Below are 17,599 nucleotides of genomic sequence, written 5' to 3' on the forward strand. Positions count from 1 at the left end.
CGGCGTGCGCCGGACTGGGCGGACACCGGTGATGGACGACGCTTTCCTGACGGCCGAGGGGCCCGCCGCGGCCACCCGCACGCGGCTGCGGACCTTGCTGACGACCATCGTCGGGGTGATCACCCTGTTCGGAGTCGGCCTTTGGGGGGCGGCCACCTGGGCCGACCGCGACGAGGCGATGAGCCATGCCCGCGACCGGACGCTGAGCGCCGCCCGCCTGCTGCATGAGCATGTGCGCCGCACCGTCGCCACCAGCGATCTCGTGTTGCAGCGCGTGGACGACCGGCTTCGCGTGCGGGAGATGGAATCGGTCGCGCGCGACCTGCCGCTGTGGCAGGAAATGCGCGCCATGGCCGACGCCATACCGGAGATCAGCGCCATCGTGATTCACGACGCCGCCGGCAACGGGCTGCTGACCACGCGCCAATTCCCGGCGCAGCCGATGAACAACGCGGATCGCGCCTTCTTCCAGGCCCACCGGAACGGCGAGGCGTTCCACATCGGCGGGATGATCCGGGGCCGCCTGTCGGGCCGGCCGACCTTCACCATCAGCCGAAGGATCGGCACGGTGGAGACGTTCCAGGGCGCCGCCAACATCGCCGTGGACCTGGATTATTTCCGGTTCTTCTTCGAGGGGCTGAACATCGGCCGCGGGGGGGCGGTCGCCGTCTACCGCGAGGACGGAACCCTGCTGTTCAGCCTGTCCGGCCAGGAAAGCGGCACGACGCCGTCTGCGACGCCCACTGCGACGCCCACTGCGACGCCCACTGCGGCACCGCCGAACCTGCCGCCGGTCGCTCCGCCGATGGACGAGGCGCCGCGGACCACCGGCGGCACGATCTTCAGCCGATCGCCGGTGGACGGGTCGGAGCGGATCGTCGCCAACCTGCGGGTTCAGGATCTGCCGCTGATCGTGCAGGTCGGCATGTCGCAGGACGAGGCGCTGACCCCCTGGCGCGAGCGCACGATCCACGGCGGTCTGCTGGTCCTGCTGGCGGTGGCCGCCTGCGCCGCGCTGGCCATGGCAGCGGCGCGCAGCCTGTCGCGCGAGGAGGTGGGCCGGCGGCGGCTGGCCGAGACGAACGCCGACCTGGACGCCACCGCCCGCAGCCTGGAACAGGCCAACCGCGCCTTCGCCGGGGCCAACCGGCGGCTGAACCTGATCCTTCAGTCCGCGTCGGAAGGCATCTGCGGCGTGGACCGGGACGAGCGGATCACCTTCGCCAACCCCGCCGCCTGCGCGCTCACCGGCTACAGCAACGAGGAGATGCTGGGCCGCAGCCTGCATGTGCTGCTGCACCATACACGCGCCGACGGCACGCCGGCGCCGACCATCGACTGCCCGGTCTTCGAGGTGCTGCGCACCGGCGAAGCGCGCGGCGGGTCGGAGGACATCTACTGGCGCAAGGACGGCACCAGCTTTCCGGTGGAGTTCGCGGCGTCCCCCATGCTGGAGGACGGTCGGGTCGAGGGCGCGGTGGTCGTCTTCCACGAGATCGCCGAGCGCAAGCGGGCCGAGGAGGCGCTGCACCAGGCCAAATCCGTGGCCGAGGCGGCCAGCCGCGCCAAGAGCGAGTTCCTGGCCAACATGAGCCACGAGATCCGCACGCCGATGAACGCCATCCTGGGGTTGGTCCATCTGCTGCAGCAGACCGACCTGTCGACGCGCCAGCGTGACTACGCCCAGAAGATCCGCATCTCGGCGCAGTCGCTGCTCGGCATCCTGAACGACATCCTGGATTTCTCGAAGGTGGAGGCCGGCAAGCTGGAGCTGGAGCGCGTCGAGTTCCGCCTGGACGACCTGCTGCAGAACCTCGCGGTGATCGTCGGCGCGGCGGCGCAGGACAAGGACATCGAGGTTCTGTTCTCGGTCGGGCCGGAGGTTCCGCTCGACCTCGTCGGCGATCCGCTGCGCCTTCAGCAGGTGCTCATCAACCTCGCCGGCAACGCCATCAAGTTCACCGAAGCGGGGGAGGTGGTGGTGTCCGTCCGCGCCGTCGCGGTGACGGAGGGGCGGACGGTCCTGTCCTTCTCCATCCGGGACACTGGGATCGGCATCGAGGCGGAGCAGAAGGAGAGGCTGTTCCAGGCCTTCAGCCAGGCCGACAGCTCCACCACCCGGCGCTATGGCGGCACCGGCCTGGGGCTGGCCATCTGCACGCGGCTGGTCGCGCTGATGGGCGGTGTGATGGACGTGTCGAGCGAGCCGGGCCGGGGCAGCGATTTCCATTTCACCGCCGTTTTCGGGAACGCCGTCTCCGGACAGGCGGGACGGGGAAGGGAACGTCCGCCGCGGTTCCGCGCCGTGCCGCGCGGCCTGTCCGTGCTGGTCGTGGACGACAACCTCACCGCGCGCGAGGTGCTGGGTGAGCTGGTCACCTCCTTCGGCTGGCGGACCTCGCTCTGCGCGTCCGGGGCCGAGGCGATCGCGGAGCTGGAGCGCGCGACCGCTGCCGGGCAGCCCTACGACGTCGTGCTGATGGATTGGAAGATGCCGGGGATGGACGGGCTGGAAACCTCCCGCCGCATCCGCGACGACGGGCTGGTGAAGGCGCCGGTCATCATCGTGGTCTCCGCCTTCGGGCGCGAGCGGATGGGGGCCGCCGCGTCGGGGAATGCGGACACGCAGGATCTGGGCCTGAGCGGCGCGCTGGTGAAGCCGGTCACCGCCTCCTCCCTGCTCGACGCGGTGATCGACGCCTATGGTCGCGGCGCCGACGGCGAGGCGGTGGAGAGCATACCGCGGCACGCCTGCGCGCCGCTCCCCGCCGGGCTTCTCCGACCGTCGCAACAGCGCCCGCTGTTCGGGCAGCGCCTGCTGCTGGTGGAGGACAACGGCATCAGCCAGGAGGTGGCCCGCGAGATCCTGGAGCGCGCCGGCGCCCGCGTGACCTTGGCCGGCAACGGGTACGAGGCCATCGCCCGCGTCGAGGAGGCGGCCCCGCCCTTCGACCTCGTCCTGATGGATGTGCAGATGCCGGAAATGGATGGGTTCGAGGCGACCCGCCGGCTGCGCGCCCGGCCCGCCGGTCAGGGACTGCCGATCATCGCCATGACCGCCAGCGCCCTGCCGTCCGACCGCCAGCGCTGCCTGGACGGCGGCATGGACGATCACATTGCCAAACCCATCGATGTGGAACAGCTGTTTTCCGTGGTGACGCGCTGGCTCGGCCAACCGGCGGCGACGCCCCTTCTGCCCAAGGCCCTGCCCTTCGCGGCCCACGCGGCGCTTCCCGCCGAGCTGCCCGGCATCGATGTGCAGGATGCGTTGCACCGGCTTGACGGCGATGTCGGGCTGTTCCGCAAGTTCGTCTCCGATTTTGCCCGGACCTATGACGGCGTGGCGGACGGCATCGCCGTCGCCCTGGCTTCAGGGGATCTGCCGCGGGCCAAGGCGCTGGGGCACGAGTTGAAGAGCTTGGCGGGCAACATCGGCGCCCGCAAGTTGTCGGCTGCCGCGGACGTTGTCCAGGTCGCCGCCTTCCGGGGGGACGGGGCGGCGGCGGCGGCACAGCTGCCGGTTCTCCGCGCGGAATTGGAGGCCGTGCTCGACTCCGCCGCCCGGTTGGCCGTTGCGCCGGGCGGCGCGCCCAATGGAGCTCCCGGTCGCGGTCCCGGTGGCGGCAAGCCGGCGGTGGACATCCAGACGCTGGAATCCATGCTGGAGCGCTTTGCACGGCTGCTGCGCGACAGCAACTTCGCCGCCGCGGAGGAGTTCGCCGTCCTGGCCCCGTCGTTGGCCGACTGGATCGACCCGGTGGCCATGAAGTCGCTCTCGTCGGCCGTCGATGGCCTCGACTTTACAAAGGCTCAAGGAATATTGCGCAGGATCATGCTGGATCTCGGGTTGTCCCTTCCAGCCGATTGACCCGTGCCACGCCCAGAACCGCCACTCGGGAATCACCCTCCAGGAACCGACCATGACCGATGCACGCTCCAAAATCCTGGTGGTCGACGACATCCCGTCGAACGTGCATGTGCTGAGCCGCATCCTGAAGGACGACCACGATATCTATTTCGCCACCGACGGGGCGAAGGCGCTGGAGCTGGCGCAGTCCCGGCTTCCCGACCTCGTTCTGCTGGACATCATGATGCCGGGCATGGACGGCTACGAGGTCTGCTCCCGGCTCAAGGCCGATCCGGTCACCCGAGACATCCCGGTCATCTTCATCTCGGCCAAGAGCGAGGTGGAGGATGAAACCTATGGGCTGGAGGTCGGCGCCATCGACTTCATCTCCAAGCCGATCAGCCCGCCCATCGTCAAGGCCCGCGTGCGCAACCATCTGCTGCTGAAGCGGCAGACCGACCTGCTGCGCACCCTGTCCTTCAACGACGGCCTGACCGGCATCGCCAACCGCCGCCGCTTCGACGAGGTGTTCCTGCGCGAATGGCGGCGCTGCGGGCGGGCGCAGCTTTCGCTGTCGCTGATCATGCTCGATGTCGACCAGTTCAAGCCCTACAACGACCATTACGGCCATCAGGCGGGCGACGAGTGCCTGCGCGCCGTGGCCCAGCTCCTGGCCGAGCAGATGATGAGGCCGGGCGATCTGATCGCCCGCTACGGCGGCGAGGAGTTCGTCTGCCTGCTCCCCGAAACCGACGAGGACGGGGCGGTCCAGGTGGCCGAACGCCTGCGCCAGACGGTGGCCGAGCGGCGCATGCCGCACGCGGTGTCCCATGTCGCCGACCACATCACCATCAGCCTGGGCGTCGCCACCGCCCGGCCGACGCTGGACGACACGCCGGAGCGGCTGACCCAGCTTGCCGACGGCCTGCTTTACGAGGCCAAGCGCGCCGGTCGCAACCGTGTGTGCAGCGGCGGTGTGGAGGTTGCGGTATAAAGGGGCCGACCTGAGGCATCACGGGTGCAGCCATGACCGCGGCCAGAGCCGGAGACGACCCCGCGACCAGGGACCGGCTTCCTTTTGCAGCGACTCCGTCCGACGTGCGCGGGCGCGGCTTCTCCAGCCGTGCCGCCTTGCCGACCATGGAAGGCTGGATCGACGCCGCCGTCGCCCCTCTGCCACCGCGCGCCGTAGCTCTCGCCGACCTCCCCGCCAATCTGGCTGAGGGCGCTGTTCTCGCCGCGCCGCTGACCGCTCCGGGGGACTGGCCGCCCGCCGACCGGGCCACCCGCGACGGGGTGGCGGTCGCCTCCAGCGACACGCTCGGCGCCGGCTCCTACAATCCGGTTCCGTTGCCGGGTGCCGTGACGGTGGCGGCGGGCGAGCCGATGCCGCCGGGAACCGACGCGGTCCTGCATGTGGAGTCGATGCAGGCCGATGGTCCCTTCGTCGAGGCGCTGGACAGCGCCGCCCCCGGCGACGGGGTGGAGCGGCGGGGCGAGGGCCTGCGCGCCGGGATGGTGCTGCTGACGGCCGGGCACCGGCTGCGTCCGCAGGATCTTGGGCTGCTCGCCGCGCTGGGGATCGACACGCTGCATGTCGGCGCCCGCCCGCGGGTGCGCATCGTGCTGGCCGGGGGACCGCGGTCCGGACCCGAGACGCTGGGCGCGATGCTGACCGCGCTGGTGGTGCGGGACGGCGGTGTGGTGGAGCTGGTGGGACCGCTGCCGGCGGACCGCGCCGCGCTGACCGCCGCCTACGCGGCCCCCGCCGCCGACCTGTTGATTTCCGCCGGGCGCACCGGGGTGGGGGAAGACGACGTGGCCCCGCTGGCGTTGGCCGACGCGGGCACGCTGGCCCTGCACGGCGTGGCCCTGCGCCCCGGTGATTCGGCGGCGCTGGGGCGGGCCGGCGGCGTGCCCGCGGTGCTGTTGCCCGGCGAGCCGATGGCCTGTCTGACGGCCTACGAGATGCTGGCCGGGCGGGCGGTGCGCCGTCTGGCCGGGCGGGACCCGGCGCTGCCGCATCCGGCGGTCCCCGCCGTGGCGGTGCGCAAGCTGGTGTCGGAGATCGGCTGCACCGAACTGTACCGCGTGCGCCGGACGGCGGATGGGCTGGTCGAGCCCGTCGCCTCCCCGCATCGGCCGGGTCTGGCCGGGGCGGTGCTGGCCGACGGCTTCGTGCTGATCCCGGCGGAAAGCGAGGGCGTCCCGGCGGGGGCGACCGTGACCCTGCGCTGTTTTGACGGTACAAGTCTCTGAACAGAATCAAGCGAGGGGGGAGGGGCGTGTCCAACCAGGACATCCGGCGAATCGACATCCGGCGTTTTGTCGCCCAGGCGGCCCGGCAGGAGCAGTTTCTCGAGGTGGTGGGCCGCGACGAGGCCGAGGCGCGGTTCCGCCGCCATCTCGACCTGACGCCCAAGGGGGCGGAGACGGTGCCGCTGGGCGCCGCGCTGGGCCGCGTGCTGGCCGCCGACGTGGTGGCGGAGGTCGATGTCCCCGGTTTCGACCGGTCCTCGGTGGACGGCTTCGCGGTGCGCGCCGCCGACACCCAGGGGGCGGGCGAGGACACGCCGGTCGTGCTGCGCCTGAACGAGGAGGTGCTGTCGGCCGGGCGCGTTCCATCGCTGACCGTCGCCCCCGGCACGGCGACGGTGCTCGCCACCGGCGGCATGCTGCCGCGCGGTGCCGACGCCGTGGTGATGGTCGAGCACACCGAGTCGCACGAGGAGGGCGACGCCCTTCTGGTGGAGATCCGCAAGCCTGTGGTGCCCGGCGCCTTCGTCGCCGCCGCCGGGTCGGACATCGGGCGCGGCGAGACGGTGATGCGCCGCGGGCAGCTGCTGACCTCGCGCGAGATCGGCGTGCTGGCGGCCATCGGGCGGGCGGAGGTCTCGGTGGTCCGCCGCCCCCGCGTGGCCATCCTGTCCACCGGCGACGAGATCGTCGCCCCCGGCGCGCCGATCCGGCCCGGCGCCGTCTATGATTCGAACGCCGCCGTCCTCGCCGCCGCGGTGGAGGAACTGGGCGGGGAGCCGGTCCGGCTGGGCATCGCCCGTGACGACGAGGCGGAACTGGCCCCGCTCGTCGAGCAGGGTTTGGCCTGCGACGCGCTGCTGCTGTCGGGCGGCACGTCGAAGGGGGCGGGCGACCTGTGCCACCGCATCGTCAACCGCCTGACCGACCCCGGCATTGTTGCGCACGGCGTCGCGCTGAAGCCCGGCAAGCCTCTGTGCCTGGCCGTAACGAAGGGCAAGCCGGTGGTGATCCTTCCCGGCTTCCCGACCTCCGCCATGTTCACCTTCCACGAGTTCGTCGCCCCGGTGCTGCGCGCGCTGGCCGGCCTGCCGCCCGCGGCGAAGGAAAGTGTCGACGCGACGGTGCCGATGCGGCTGGGATCGGAACGGGGCCGGACCGAATATGTGATGGTCTCGCTGGTGCGCGGGGCGGACGGGGGGCTGGCGGCCTATCCGCTGTCCAAGGGCTCCGGCGCGGTGACCGCCTTCAGCGCGGCGGACGGCTTCATCGCCATCGACCCGCAGGCCGAGGCGGTGGAGGCCGGCACCCCGGTGTCGGTCCAGCGCATCGGGCGCGACACCCGCCCCGCCGACCTGATCGTGATCGGCAGCCATTGCGTCGGGCTGGACGCCATCACCGGCCGGCTGGTCGGGGAGGGGCTGACGGTCAAGGCGCTGAACGTCGGCTCGATGGGCGGCCTCGCCGCCGCCCGGCGCGGCGAATGCGACGTGGCGGCCATCCACCTGATGGACCCGAAGAGCGGCGCGTACAACCTGCCCTTCCTGACCCCGGCGCTCGGCCTCGTGACCGGCTACCGCCGCCTTCAGGGCATCGTCTTCCGCAAGGGCGACGTTCGTTTCGAAGGCAGAACGGCCGAGGAGGCCGGTCTGGCGGCGGCGCAGGACCCCGACTGCATCCTGGTCAACCGCAACGCCGGCAGCGGCACGCGCATCCTGACCGACCGGCTGCTCGGGGCGGCGCGCCCCGCCGGCTACTGGTCGCAGGCCAAGTCGCACAACGCCGTGGCGGTGGCGGTGGCCCAGGGCCGCGCCGACTGGGGCGTCGCCATCGACAGCGTCGCCACCCTCTACGGGCTGGGCTTCCTGCCCCTGCAGGCGGAGCATTACGACTTCGTGATCCCCAACGACCGCCGGGACCGGCCGGCGGTCCAGCGCTTCCTGGCGGCGCTGGCCGATCCGGCGGTGCGGGAGAAGCTGACGGCGCTCGGCTTCACCGTTCCGGAAGCGGAATGAACTCCGTCTCGCCGGGAACGGCGTCGAACCGTCCGGCCTTCCATTCGGCCTTGGCCTGTTCGATGCGGTCCTGGCGGCTGGACACGAAGTTCCACCAGATGTGGCGCGGGCCGTCCATCACGGCGCCGCCCAGCAGGATCAGGCGGGCGGCGGTTTCGGCCTCCACCGTCACGGCGTCGCCGGGGCGCAGCACCAGCAGCCGCCCGGACTCGAAGCGGTCGCCGTGGATGGTGACGGTGCCGTCGGCGATGTAGAGCGCCCGCTCCTCCGTCTCGCGGTCGATGGGCAGGCGGGCGCCGGCGTCCAGCGAGGCATCGACGTACAGCGTGTCCCACAGGGTGTTCATGGGCGAACGTACACCGTACGCCACGCCCGCGACGACGCGCAGCCGCTTGCCCTCGCCCTCGACCACCGGCAGCTCGTCGGCGCCGAGATGGACGAAGGCGGGGTCGGTCTCCTCATGGGTCTTGGGCAGGGCGACCCAGGACTGGATGCCCGACAGAAGCCGGTCCCGCCCGCGCTCGTCGGTGGCGGAGCGTTCGGAATGGGCGATGCCGCGCCCGGCGGTCATCCAGTTCACCGCCCCCGGCCGGATCGGCAGCACGGTGCCCAGGCTGTCGCGGTGCAGGATCTCGCCGTCGAACAGGTAGGTGACGGTGGCCAGCCCGATGTGCGGGTGGGGGCGCACGTCGATGCCCGCCCCGGCCTGGAGGATGGCCGGCCCCATCTGGTCGAGGAAGACGAACGGGCCGACCATCCGCTTGCGGGTGGAGGGCAGGGCGCGCCGCACCTCGAACCCGCCGATGTCGCTGGTGCGCGGAACGACCACCGTTTCCAGCCAGCCGTCCGGAGACTCGGTCGATGTTGGCGCCGTCGTCATGCCTGTCCTCCCGATCCTGAAATCCGTGCCCAACGATGGGTGCCACCAACAGGTGGGGACCGGCGCCGCGAATGGGAGGGCGAAAGCGTTCAGTGCTTGGGAGTGCCGCAGCCGCCGCTTCCGCAGCCGCAGCCGCCGGCCGGGGCGGTGACGTGGATGGCGCCGCGCGCCGTGGCCAGCAGCACGTCCAGCGGGATGCCGGTGGCCTTGGCGAGATCGTTCAGGCTGGCGCTGTCGGGGACGCCGACGCCAGGGTTGAAGACCGGGTGGATCTGCGCCAGCCGGCCCACGGCGTCCGGATCGACGGCGTTCAGCGCGCCCAAGGTGGTGTCGCCCGTCAGGGTGTTGGCGATCAGGATGTCGGCCATGGCGTGTCCGAAGCGGGAGGGAAGGGGGATCGGCGGAAGCCGACGGTGCCGTCCGACCAAAGAGCGTTCCTTGACGCCTGTCAAGACGGCGGCGTGGAAAGAGCCGGCGGAGAAAGGACCCGAAACGCCGAAGGGCCCGCGCGGTGCTGCGCAGGCCCTCCGGGTGTTTGGTGGAGCCAAGGAGGATCGAACTCCTGACCTCTACAATGCCATTGTAGCGCTCTCCCAGCTGAGCTATGGCCCCGAAACTCTGGGCGGCGAGCCTTGCGGCCTGCCTCGGTGGAGCGGGATATTGGTCAGGACGGGGGTCCGATGCAAGAGAAAAATTCAGCCCCGCCCAGCTTTTTTCCGCTCACCCGGAAGAGCGCGATCAGCGCTCCTCCTCGTCCTCGCCCTCGACGTCGACGACTTCGTCCATGTCGTCCTCGCCCAGTTCCGAGGTGTCCTCGATCAGGACATCGTCCTCGTCCTCGGGCGTCTCGTCGGTTTCCTCGATGTCGTCGACGGACACATCGTCCTCGACCTCGTCGAGTTCCGTCGACTCTTCTTCCTCGGTCTCGGTTTCCTCGTCCTCCGAGGAGACCACCGGGGCCTTCTTGACATCGTCGACCGGCGCCGGGCGCGCCTTGCGGGACTTCAGCAACGCCTCGGGATCGAACTGCGCTCCGCAGCTCGGGCACACCGGCGGGTCCTTGCGCAGATCGTAATAGCGCGCGCCACAGCTCGGGCAGATGCGCTTGACGCCCCATTCGGGTTTGGCCACGCCTCGTCCTCCGTCACGTTCCTAGGGAATGCCCAATTCGGGAATTGCAAGCCGCGCCCTTTGCCACGCCAGCGGGCGCTTGTCAAAAAAAAGTTCGCTGAATGTCGCCGGCAAACTGGCAGGGCCGGCGGCCGGTGCCAAACTTCACCCTGCGGTGGTCCGCCGGGCTCCCGTCAAGGATACCATGAGAATGAGGGAGGAACCGATGCCGATCCTGCTGTCCCGCCGCTGGCGGGCGCTGCTGTCCGCCGGCCTGCTGGCGGTGCTGCCGCTGGAGGCCCTGGCCCAGACAACACCCTCCACGGCGCCGTCCACGACTCCTTCCGCTGCGGGCGACGTGGCGCCGGAGCGCGCGACGGGACGCGGCAGCCGCAGCGTCGACACCGCCACGCGGTACATGGTGGCCGCCGCGAATCCGCTGGCGGCGGAGGCCGGACGGGAGATCCTGCGCGCGGGCGGCAGCGCGGTGGACGCGGCCATCGCCGTGCAACTCGTCCTCAATCTGGTGGAGCCGCAAAGCTCCGGCGTCGGGGGCGGCGCCTTCCTTGTCCATTACGATGCCGCAACGAAGGCGGTGACCTCCCTCGACGGGCGCGAGACGGCGCCGGCCGCGGCGACTCCGGAGCGTTTCCTGGGGGCGGACGGCAAGCCGATGCCCTTCTACGACGCGGTGGTCGGCGGGCGGTCCGTCGGGGTGCCGGGCACGGTGATGCTGCTGGAGCACGCCCACCGCACCCATGGCAAACTGCCCTGGCCCCGCCTGTTCGAGCGCGCCATCGCGCTGGCCGAGAACGGCTTCACGGTCAGCCCGCGGCTGAACGGCCAACTGGCGATGGAGAAGCACCTGTCGGCCAACCCTACGGCGCGCGCCTATTTCTACCAGCCGGACGGCACGCCTTGGCCGGTCGGCCATGTTCTGAAGAACCCGGAGTTCGCGGCGACCCTGCGCGCCATCGCCGATAAGGGTTCCGCCGCCTTCTACGAGGGACCGATCGCCGCCGACCTCGTCAAGGCGGTGACCGGCCATCCCACCAATCCCGGCGACATGACCGAAGCCGACCTGAAGGCCTACCGGGTGAAGGAGCGGGAGCCGGTCTGCGGCCCCTACCGCGCCTACACCCTGTGCGGCATGGGGCCGCCCAGCTCCGGCGGGGTCGCGGTGCTGCAGATGCTGGCCTTCCTGGAGGGCCGCGACATGGCCGCCACCCGCGGCGATCCGGCGCTGGCGGCGCACTGGATGTCGGAGGCCGGGCGACTCGCCTTCGCCGACCGCGGGCTCTACTTGGCCGACCCGGACTTCGTGTCGGTGCCGGTTAAGGGGCTGCTCGATCGCGGCTATCTGGCGGGCCGCGCCGCCCTGGTCGGCGAGCGGTCCATGGGCAAGGCGCAGGCGGGTGAACCGCCCTTCCGGGAAGGCCGCGCCTGGGGCTTCGCCGAGGCCGAGGAGCATGGCACCAGCCACATCTCCGTGGTGGATGGGGCGGGCAACGCCGTCGCCATGACCACCACCATCGAGGACGGCTTCGGCTCCCGCCTGATGGTGCGCGGTTTCCTGCTGAACAACGAGCTGACGGACTTCGCCTTCACCCCGACGGAGGACGGCAAGCCGGTCGCCAACCGGGTCGAGCCGGGCAAGCGCCCGCGCAGCTCGATGGCGCCGACGCTGGTTTTCCGCGACGGCGTCCTGGTGGCCTCGTTGGGGTCGCCAGGTGGCAGCAACATCATCAATTACGTGGGCAAGACGCTGGTCGCGCTGCTGGACTGGGGCCTCGACCCGCAGGCGGCGGTGGACGCCCCCAACGTGGGCAGCCGCAACGGCCCGACCGAGCTGGAGCAGGGCACCGAGGCGGAGGGCTGGATCGCGGCGCTGGAGGCGCGGGGGCACAGCGTCAAGGCGATGGAGCTGACCTCCGGCACCCAGGCGATCGTCGTGACCGGCCAGGGGCTGTCCGGCGGCGCCGACACCCGGCGCGAGGGGGTGGCGGTCGGCGACTGATCGCGGGAACCGCGCATCGCTCGCATCGCCCTGTCCGCTGTGCTAGGTACTCCGCCCTGGTCACATTCTTGTCTGGGGAGTCCTCCCATGCTGCAGGCGAAGCCGCTTCGCTCATCCTCCACCGGCGCGCTGGCCGGCACCATCCGCGTGCCGGGCGACAAGTCGATTTCGCACCGGTCGCTGATGCTGGGCGCCGTCGCGGTGGGCGAGACCGTCATCCACGGCCTGCTGGAAGGGGAGGACGTGCTGAACACCGCCGCCGCCATGCGCCTGCTGGGCGCCCAGGCGGAGCGCGGCGGCGACGGCGTGTGGCGCGTGCGCGGCGTCGGTCTGGGGGGCTTGAGCGAGCCGGCGCAGGTGCTCGACATGGGCAACAGCGGCACGGCGGCGCGCCTGCTGATGGGGCTCGTCGCGTCGCACCCGATCACCTGCGTCTTCACCGGCGACGCCTCGCTGAACAAGCGCCCGATGGCCCGCGTGACCGGTCCGCTTGAGCAGATGGGCGCGCGCTTCGTCGGTCGGTCCGGCGGACGGCTGCCGCTGGCCGTGGTCGGCAGCGACCGCACGGTGCCGATCACCTACCGCCTGCCGGTGGCCTCCGCCCAAGTGAAGTCGGCGATCCTCCTCTGCGGTCTGAACACCGCCGGCACCACCACCGTGATCGAGGCGGAGCCGACCCGCGACCACACCGAGCTGATGCTGCGCCATTTCGGCGCCACCGTGACGACCGAGCGGATGGAGGACGGCGCGCTCGCCGTGTCTGTTGTCGGCCAGCCGGAGCTGACCGGGCGCGAGATCGTCGTGCCCGCCGATCCCAGCTCCGCCGCCTTCCCGGTGGTCGCGGCGCTGCTGCGCCCCGGCTCGGAGCTGCTGCTGCCCGGCATCGGCATGAATCCGCGCCGCACCGGCCTCTACGACACGCTGGTCGAAATGGGTGCGAACATCGCCTTCGAGAACCGCCGCGACGAGGCGGGCGAACCGGTGGCTGACCTGCGGGTGAAGCACGGCCCGCTCAAGGGCATCGTCGTCCCGGCGGACCGCGCCCCCAGCATGATCGACGAATATCCGATCCTCGCCGCCGCCGCCGCCTGCGCGGAGGGCACCACCGTCATGCTCGGCCTGAAGGAACTGCGCGTGAAGGAGAGCGACCGCCTCGCCATGGTCGCCGACGGGCTGACCAAGTGCGGCGTGAAGGTCGAGGTCGGGGCCGACGACAGCCTGACCGTCTACGGCACCGGCAAGCCGCCGCAGGGCGGCGCCACCGTCGCCACCGCCATGGACCACCGCATCGCCATGAGCTTCCTGGTGCTGGGCATGGCGAGCGCAGAGCCGGTGCAGGTGGACGACGGCGCCTTCATCGACACCAGCTTCCCCGGCTTCGTCACCCTGATGAACGGCGTCGGCGCCAAGATCGCAGGGGTGTGAGGGCGATGGGTCTGGTCATCGCCATCGACGGCCCCGCCGCGGCGGGCAAGGGCACGCTGTCCAAGCGGGTCGCCCAAGCCTACGGCTTCGCGCATCTCGACACCGGGGCGCTCTACCGCGCGGTCGGCGTCGGCGTCCTGCGCGCGGGCGGCGACCCGGCGGACGCGGCGGCCGCGGCGCAGGCCGCCCGCGCGTTGCGGCCGGACGACGGCATCCTGAACGACCCGGCCCTGCGCAGCGACGAGGCGGCGCAGGCGGCCTCCAAGGTGGCGGCGGTGCCGGAGGTGCGGGCCGCCCTGCTCGACTTCCAGCGGACCTTCGCCGCCACCCCGCCCGGCGGCGCGCCGGGGGCTGTGCTGGACGGGCGGGATGTCGGAACGGTCGTATGCCCGAACGCCGATGCCAAGCTGTTCGTTACCGCTTCGGTGGAGGTGCGGGCCGATCGGCGACTCAAGGAGTTGCGGGAACGCGGGATTCCGGCTATACCGTCCGACGTCCTGGAGGACATGAAGGCCCGTGACGCGCGCGACAGCCAGAGGACGGTAGCACCGCTCCTGCCGGCTGCCGACGCTTTTGTGCTTGATACCTCCGCCCTCGACGCCGACCAGGCGTTCGCAGCGGCGACCGCCTTTATCGGAACGAAAACCGGTTTCGGCCCCAAGGTCTGAGCATCAGGGTCCGGGCGCTTCGGCCCTCCAACGGAACATATGTCAACCAAGTCGCCGGGCGTGGTGCCCGGCGCGGTGGTCCCATCGGGGGCCGGCCCGTTTTGCCGCGGGACGGACCATGGCGGGATCGCTTTCGGCCAACCTTAGGAGTTTCAATGGCACAAGCTATGGCCCGGACCGGCGAGAAGGAAAGCTTTGCGGCTCTGCTCGAGGAGTCGCTCGGCACGGCCGAGTCCCTCGAAGGCTCGGTCGTCAAGGGCCGCGTCGTCTCCGTCGAGAACGACATGGTCACCATCGACGTCGGCCTGAAGTCGGAAGGCCGCGTCGCGCTGAAGGAATTCGCCGTTGCCGGCCAGCCGCCCGAGCTGAAGGCGGGCGACACCGTCGAGGTGTATCTGGAGCGCATGGAAGACAAGAACGGCGAAGCCGTTCTGTCGCGTGAGAAGGCCAAGCGCGAAGAGGCCTGGGCGCTGCTGGAGAAGTCCTTCCAGGACCAGACCCGCGTCACCGGCGTCATCTTCGGCCGCGTCAAGGGCGGCTTCACCGTCGACCTGTCGGGCGCCGTGGCGTTCCTGCCGGGTTCGCAGGTGGACATCCGTCCGGTCCGCGACATCTCCCCGCTGCTGGGCACCCCGCAGCCGTTCCAGATCCTGAAGATGGACCGCTCGCGCGGCAACATCGTCGTGTCGCGCCGCGCCGTGCTCGAAGAGAGCCGCGCCGAGGCCCGTTCGGAGCTGGTGGCCAACCTCAAGGAAGGCCAGGTTCTGCAGGGTGTGGTCAAGAACATCACCGACTACGGCGCGTTCGTGGATCTGGGTGGCGTCGACGGCCTGCTGCACGTCACCGACATCGCGTGGCGCCGCATCAACCACCCGTCCGAGGCTCTGCAGATCGGCCAGACCGTCACGGTCCAGGTCATCCGCTTCAACCCGGAGACCCAGCGCATCAGCCTCGGCATGAAGCAGCTGGAAGCCGATCCGTGGGAAGGCGTGGAAGCCAAGTACCCGGTCAGCTCGCGGTTCAAGGGTCGCGTCACCAACATCACCGACTACGGCGCCTTCGTGGAGCTGGAGCCGGGGATCGAGGGCCTGGTGCACGTGTCGGAGATGTCCTGGACGAAGAAGAACGTCCATCCGGGCAAGATCGTGTCGACGTCTCAGGAAGTCGAGGTCATGGTCCTGGACGTCGATCCGCAGAAGCGCCGCATCAGCCTGGGCCTCAAGCAGTGCCTGGACAACCCGTGGGAGACCTTCCTCGACAAGTTCGGCCCGGGCACGGAGCTGGAAGGCGAGGTCAAGAACATCACCGAGTTCGGTCTGTTCGTCGGTCTGCCGGGCGACATCGACGGCATGGTCCACATGTCCGACCTCGACTGGAACAAGTCGGGTGAGGAGGCCATCGCCGAGTACAAGAAGGGCGACCGCGTCAAGGTCAAGGTCCTGGACGTCGACGTCGAGAAGGAGCGCATCTCCCTCGGCATCAAGCAGCTCGCGAACGATCCGTTCGAGGCTGCCACGGCCGGCCTGAAGAAGAACGAGGTCGTCACCTGCACCGTCACCCAGGTCACCGACGGTGGCATCGAGGTCACGGTCGGCGAGGGCTACACCGGCTTCATCCGCAAGTCGGACCTGTCCCGCGACCGTTCGGAGCAGCGTCCGGACCGCTTCGCCGTCGGCGAGAAGGTCGACGCGAAGGTGACCCAGATCGACCGCGGCTCCCGCCGCATCTCGCTGTCCATCAAGGCCCGCGAGATGGAGGAGGAGAAGCAGGCGATGGCCGAGTACGGTTCGTCCGACTCGGGCGCCTCGCTGGGCGACATCCTGGGTGCGGCTCTGAAGCGCAAGCAGCAGAACGACGAGTAAGGCATTTCTCTCCCCCTCCCCTGCGTCAGCGGGGGAGGGCCGGGGAGGGGCCCCGCCTCTCGCACTTGGTTACGAAAAAGCCGCCGCGGTCACCCCGCGGCGGCTTTTTCCTTTTTCAACCCGCTCTCACTCCTCCTCATCCTCCTTGATGAGGTCGCGGTAGGCGTGCCAGCTCGCGTGCCCGACCAGGGGCAGGGCGACGATCAGCCCGAGGAAGCCGGTCAGCAGCCCGGCACCGGTCACCAGCACGATCAGCCCGGCCCACAGCGCCATGACGCGCGGGTTGCGCAGCACCGCCATGGCCGAGGCCAGCGCCGCGGCGAAGACGTCCACCGGGCGGTCCATCATCATCGGCAGGGCGGTGACGTTGGTGATGAAGGCGAAGGCGGCGAAGGCGAAGCCCAGCGCCATGATGAAGGCGGTGAAGACCAGCCCGTCCAGGCTGAACATCTGCGCCACGAAATGATCGAGCGCGATGGCCTCGTGTGGGAAGAACAGGGCGAAGGCCACCACGTTCATCCGCGCCCAGATCATCACATAGAGCATCAGGATCAGGCCGGCGGTCAGGATGTGGTAGGGGTTGGCCCGCCACGCGGTCAGCGCCCGCCACAGGCTGGGCCGCCGCCCCCCCTCGACGTCCTTGGAAATCCGATAGAGTCCGAGCGCCAGCAGCGGGGCGATCAGCAGGAAGGCGCCGATCATCGGCGCGATCAGATAGGCCATCCCGGCCAGGACCAACCCGCCGGTCAGCGCGAATCCGATGGCGACGAACAGGGCGCCGTAGGCGAGGCTGACCCAGCCCGACGCCCGCAGGTCCATCCAGCCCGCCCGCAGCCAGCCCAGCGCCTGGGCGGCGGTGACGGTGCGGACGCGGTCCGCGTAGGGCAGACCGGCCAGCGGGTCGGCGGGGCCGGTGTGATGGCCGGTGTGGTGAGTGTGTGTCATGGCGAACCTCCAACCGCATCCGGCAACCGAGTCCGGCGATGGCGACCGTGCCAACCAACTCATCGGAAATGGTGCGTTCAAAGGCAATCCGTAAGGCGGATTAATCATATTTCGGTCCTTTTCCGGGGCGGCCGCCGGGCAAGCCGGAGCGTTGCCGGGAAAAGGGTTCCGCCAGAAAGGCTTAGCTTGACGGTCACCGGACCCGGTGGCACGCTTGCGCGCAGGTCAAGGAGCGCGGTCCAAGGGCGCTCGAACCGGGGGAAACGGAATCGCCATGACCAAATCAGAGCTGATTCAACGGCTCGCGGAGCGCAATCCGCACCTGTACCAGCGCGACATCGAAAAGATCGTCGGCACCATCTTCGACGAGATCTCCGAAGCGCTCGCCCGCGGTGACCGGGTGGAGCTGCGCGGGTTCGGCGCCTTCTCCGTCAAGCGCCGCGACGCGCGCACCGGCCGAAACCCGCGCACGGGCGAAGCCGTCGAGGTGGGCGAAAAGGCGATCCCCTTCTTCAAGACCGGAAAACAGTTGCGCGAGCGCTTGAACACCGACGAATGATGTCCGTTCATTGAC

Annotated in this window: 13 protein-coding genes and 1 tRNA gene; 9 read left to right on the forward strand and 5 right to left on the reverse strand. The window is 70.4% G+C overall.

Translation table 11 applies throughout. The features are described 5' to 3' along the window. Positions 1-31 precede the first annotated feature (31 nt). The 4 genes from ACFPMG_RS12770 to ACFPMG_RS12785 are packed head-to-tail and all read left to right on the forward strand — an operon-like array spanning position 32 to position 8,118. On the forward strand, positions 32-3,868 hold the full coding sequence (locus ACFPMG_RS12770) for a response regulator (protein WP_376995504.1): 3,837 nt from the start codon (positions 32-34) through the stop codon (positions 3,866-3,868). 52 nt (positions 3,869-3,920) lie between these two features. After that, positions 3,921-4,841 (forward strand): diguanylate cyclase, encoded by a 921-nt coding sequence (locus ACFPMG_RS12775; RefSeq protein ID WP_376995505.1) that lies wholly within the window; start codon positions 3,921-3,923, stop codon positions 4,839-4,841. Positions 4,842-4,873: 32 nt separating this feature from the next. Next, positions 4,874-6,106 carry a molybdopterin-binding protein gene (locus ACFPMG_RS12780; protein WP_376995506.1) on the forward strand — a complete coding sequence of 411 codons (1,233 nt, stop codon included), beginning with the start codon at positions 4,874-4,876 and terminating at the stop codon, positions 6,104-6,106. Positions 6,107-6,132: 26 nt separating this feature from the next. Continuing rightward, on the forward strand, positions 6,133-8,118 hold the full coding sequence (locus tag ACFPMG_RS12785) for a molybdopterin biosynthesis protein (protein WP_376995507.1): 1,986 nt from the start codon (positions 6,133-6,135) through the stop codon (positions 8,116-8,118). Here the strand turns inward: ACFPMG_RS12785 and ACFPMG_RS12790 are convergent. From ACFPMG_RS12790 to ACFPMG_RS12805, 4 genes are all read right to left on the reverse strand, one after another. Continuing rightward, the gene (locus ACFPMG_RS12790; RefSeq protein WP_376995508.1) at positions 8,096-8,998 is read right to left on the reverse strand and encodes a pirin family protein; all 903 of its coding nucleotides are present in this window, start codon (positions 8,996-8,998) and stop codon (positions 8,096-8,098) included. The genes ACFPMG_RS12785 and ACFPMG_RS12790 overlap by 23 nt on opposite strands. 89 nt (positions 8,999-9,087) lie before the next feature. Beyond that, positions 9,088-9,366: a hypothetical protein gene (locus ACFPMG_RS12795; RefSeq protein WP_119508056.1), complete on the reverse strand. Its 279-nt coding sequence runs from the start codon at positions 9,364-9,366 to the stop codon at positions 9,088-9,090. A 168-nt stretch (positions 9,367-9,534) separates the two neighbouring features. Then, a tRNA-Ala gene (locus ACFPMG_RS12800) sits at positions 9,535-9,610 on the reverse strand. Positions 9,611-9,736: 126 nt separating this feature from the next. Continuing rightward, positions 9,737-10,129, reverse strand: coding sequence for a TIGR02300 family protein (locus ACFPMG_RS12805; protein WP_035671072.1), 393 nt, complete (start codon positions 10,127-10,129; stop codon positions 9,737-9,739). A 190-nt stretch (positions 10,130-10,319) separates the two neighbouring features. Here ACFPMG_RS12805 and ggt point away from each other — a divergent pair, with 190 nt between their 5' ends. The 4 genes from ggt (at position 10,320) to rpsA (ending at position 16,080) form a co-directional block, all read left to right on the forward strand. After that, positions 10,320-12,125, forward strand: a complete 1,806-nt coding sequence (ggt, locus tag ACFPMG_RS12810) for a gamma-glutamyltransferase (protein WP_376995509.1) — start codon at positions 10,320-10,322, stop codon at positions 12,123-12,125. An 87-nt stretch (positions 12,126-12,212) separates the two neighbouring features. Further along, the gene (gene aroA, locus ACFPMG_RS12815) at positions 12,213-13,550 is read left to right on the forward strand and encodes a 3-phosphoshikimate 1-carboxyvinyltransferase (protein WP_376995510.1); all 1,338 of its coding nucleotides are present in this window, start codon (positions 12,213-12,215) and stop codon (positions 13,548-13,550) included. A gap of 5 nt (positions 13,551-13,555) precedes the next feature. Continuing rightward, positions 13,556-14,218, forward strand: coding sequence for a (d)CMP kinase (gene cmk / locus ACFPMG_RS12820; RefSeq protein WP_376995511.1), 663 nt, complete (start codon positions 13,556-13,558; stop codon positions 14,216-14,218). Positions 14,219-14,373: 155 nt separating this feature from the next. Continuing rightward, positions 14,374-16,080 (forward strand): 30S ribosomal protein S1, encoded by a 1,707-nt coding sequence (gene rpsA / locus ACFPMG_RS12825; protein ID WP_038525887.1) that lies wholly within the window; start codon positions 14,374-14,376, stop codon positions 16,078-16,080. A gap of 126 nt (positions 16,081-16,206) precedes the next feature. Here the strand turns inward: rpsA and ACFPMG_RS12830 are convergent, their stop codons facing one another. Then, complete coding sequence (locus tag ACFPMG_RS12830) at positions 16,207-17,025, reverse strand: DUF2189 domain-containing protein (RefSeq protein ID WP_376995512.1); 819 nt, start codon at positions 17,023-17,025, stop codon at positions 16,207-16,209. A gap of 274 nt (positions 17,026-17,299) precedes the next feature. On the opposite strand from ACFPMG_RS12830, the gene ihfB reads away from it, so the two are divergent. Continuing rightward, positions 17,300-17,584, forward strand: a complete 285-nt coding sequence (gene ihfB / locus ACFPMG_RS12835; RefSeq protein WP_014239239.1) for an integration host factor subunit beta — start codon at positions 17,300-17,302, stop codon at positions 17,582-17,584. Positions 17,585-17,599: the final 15 nt, after the last annotated feature.

Origin of the sequence: Azospirillum himalayense, from assembly GCF_042657465.1 — a bacterium.
GTDB classification, from domain to species: domain Bacteria; phylum Pseudomonadota; class Alphaproteobacteria; order Azospirillales; family Azospirillaceae; genus Azospirillum; species Azospirillum himalayense.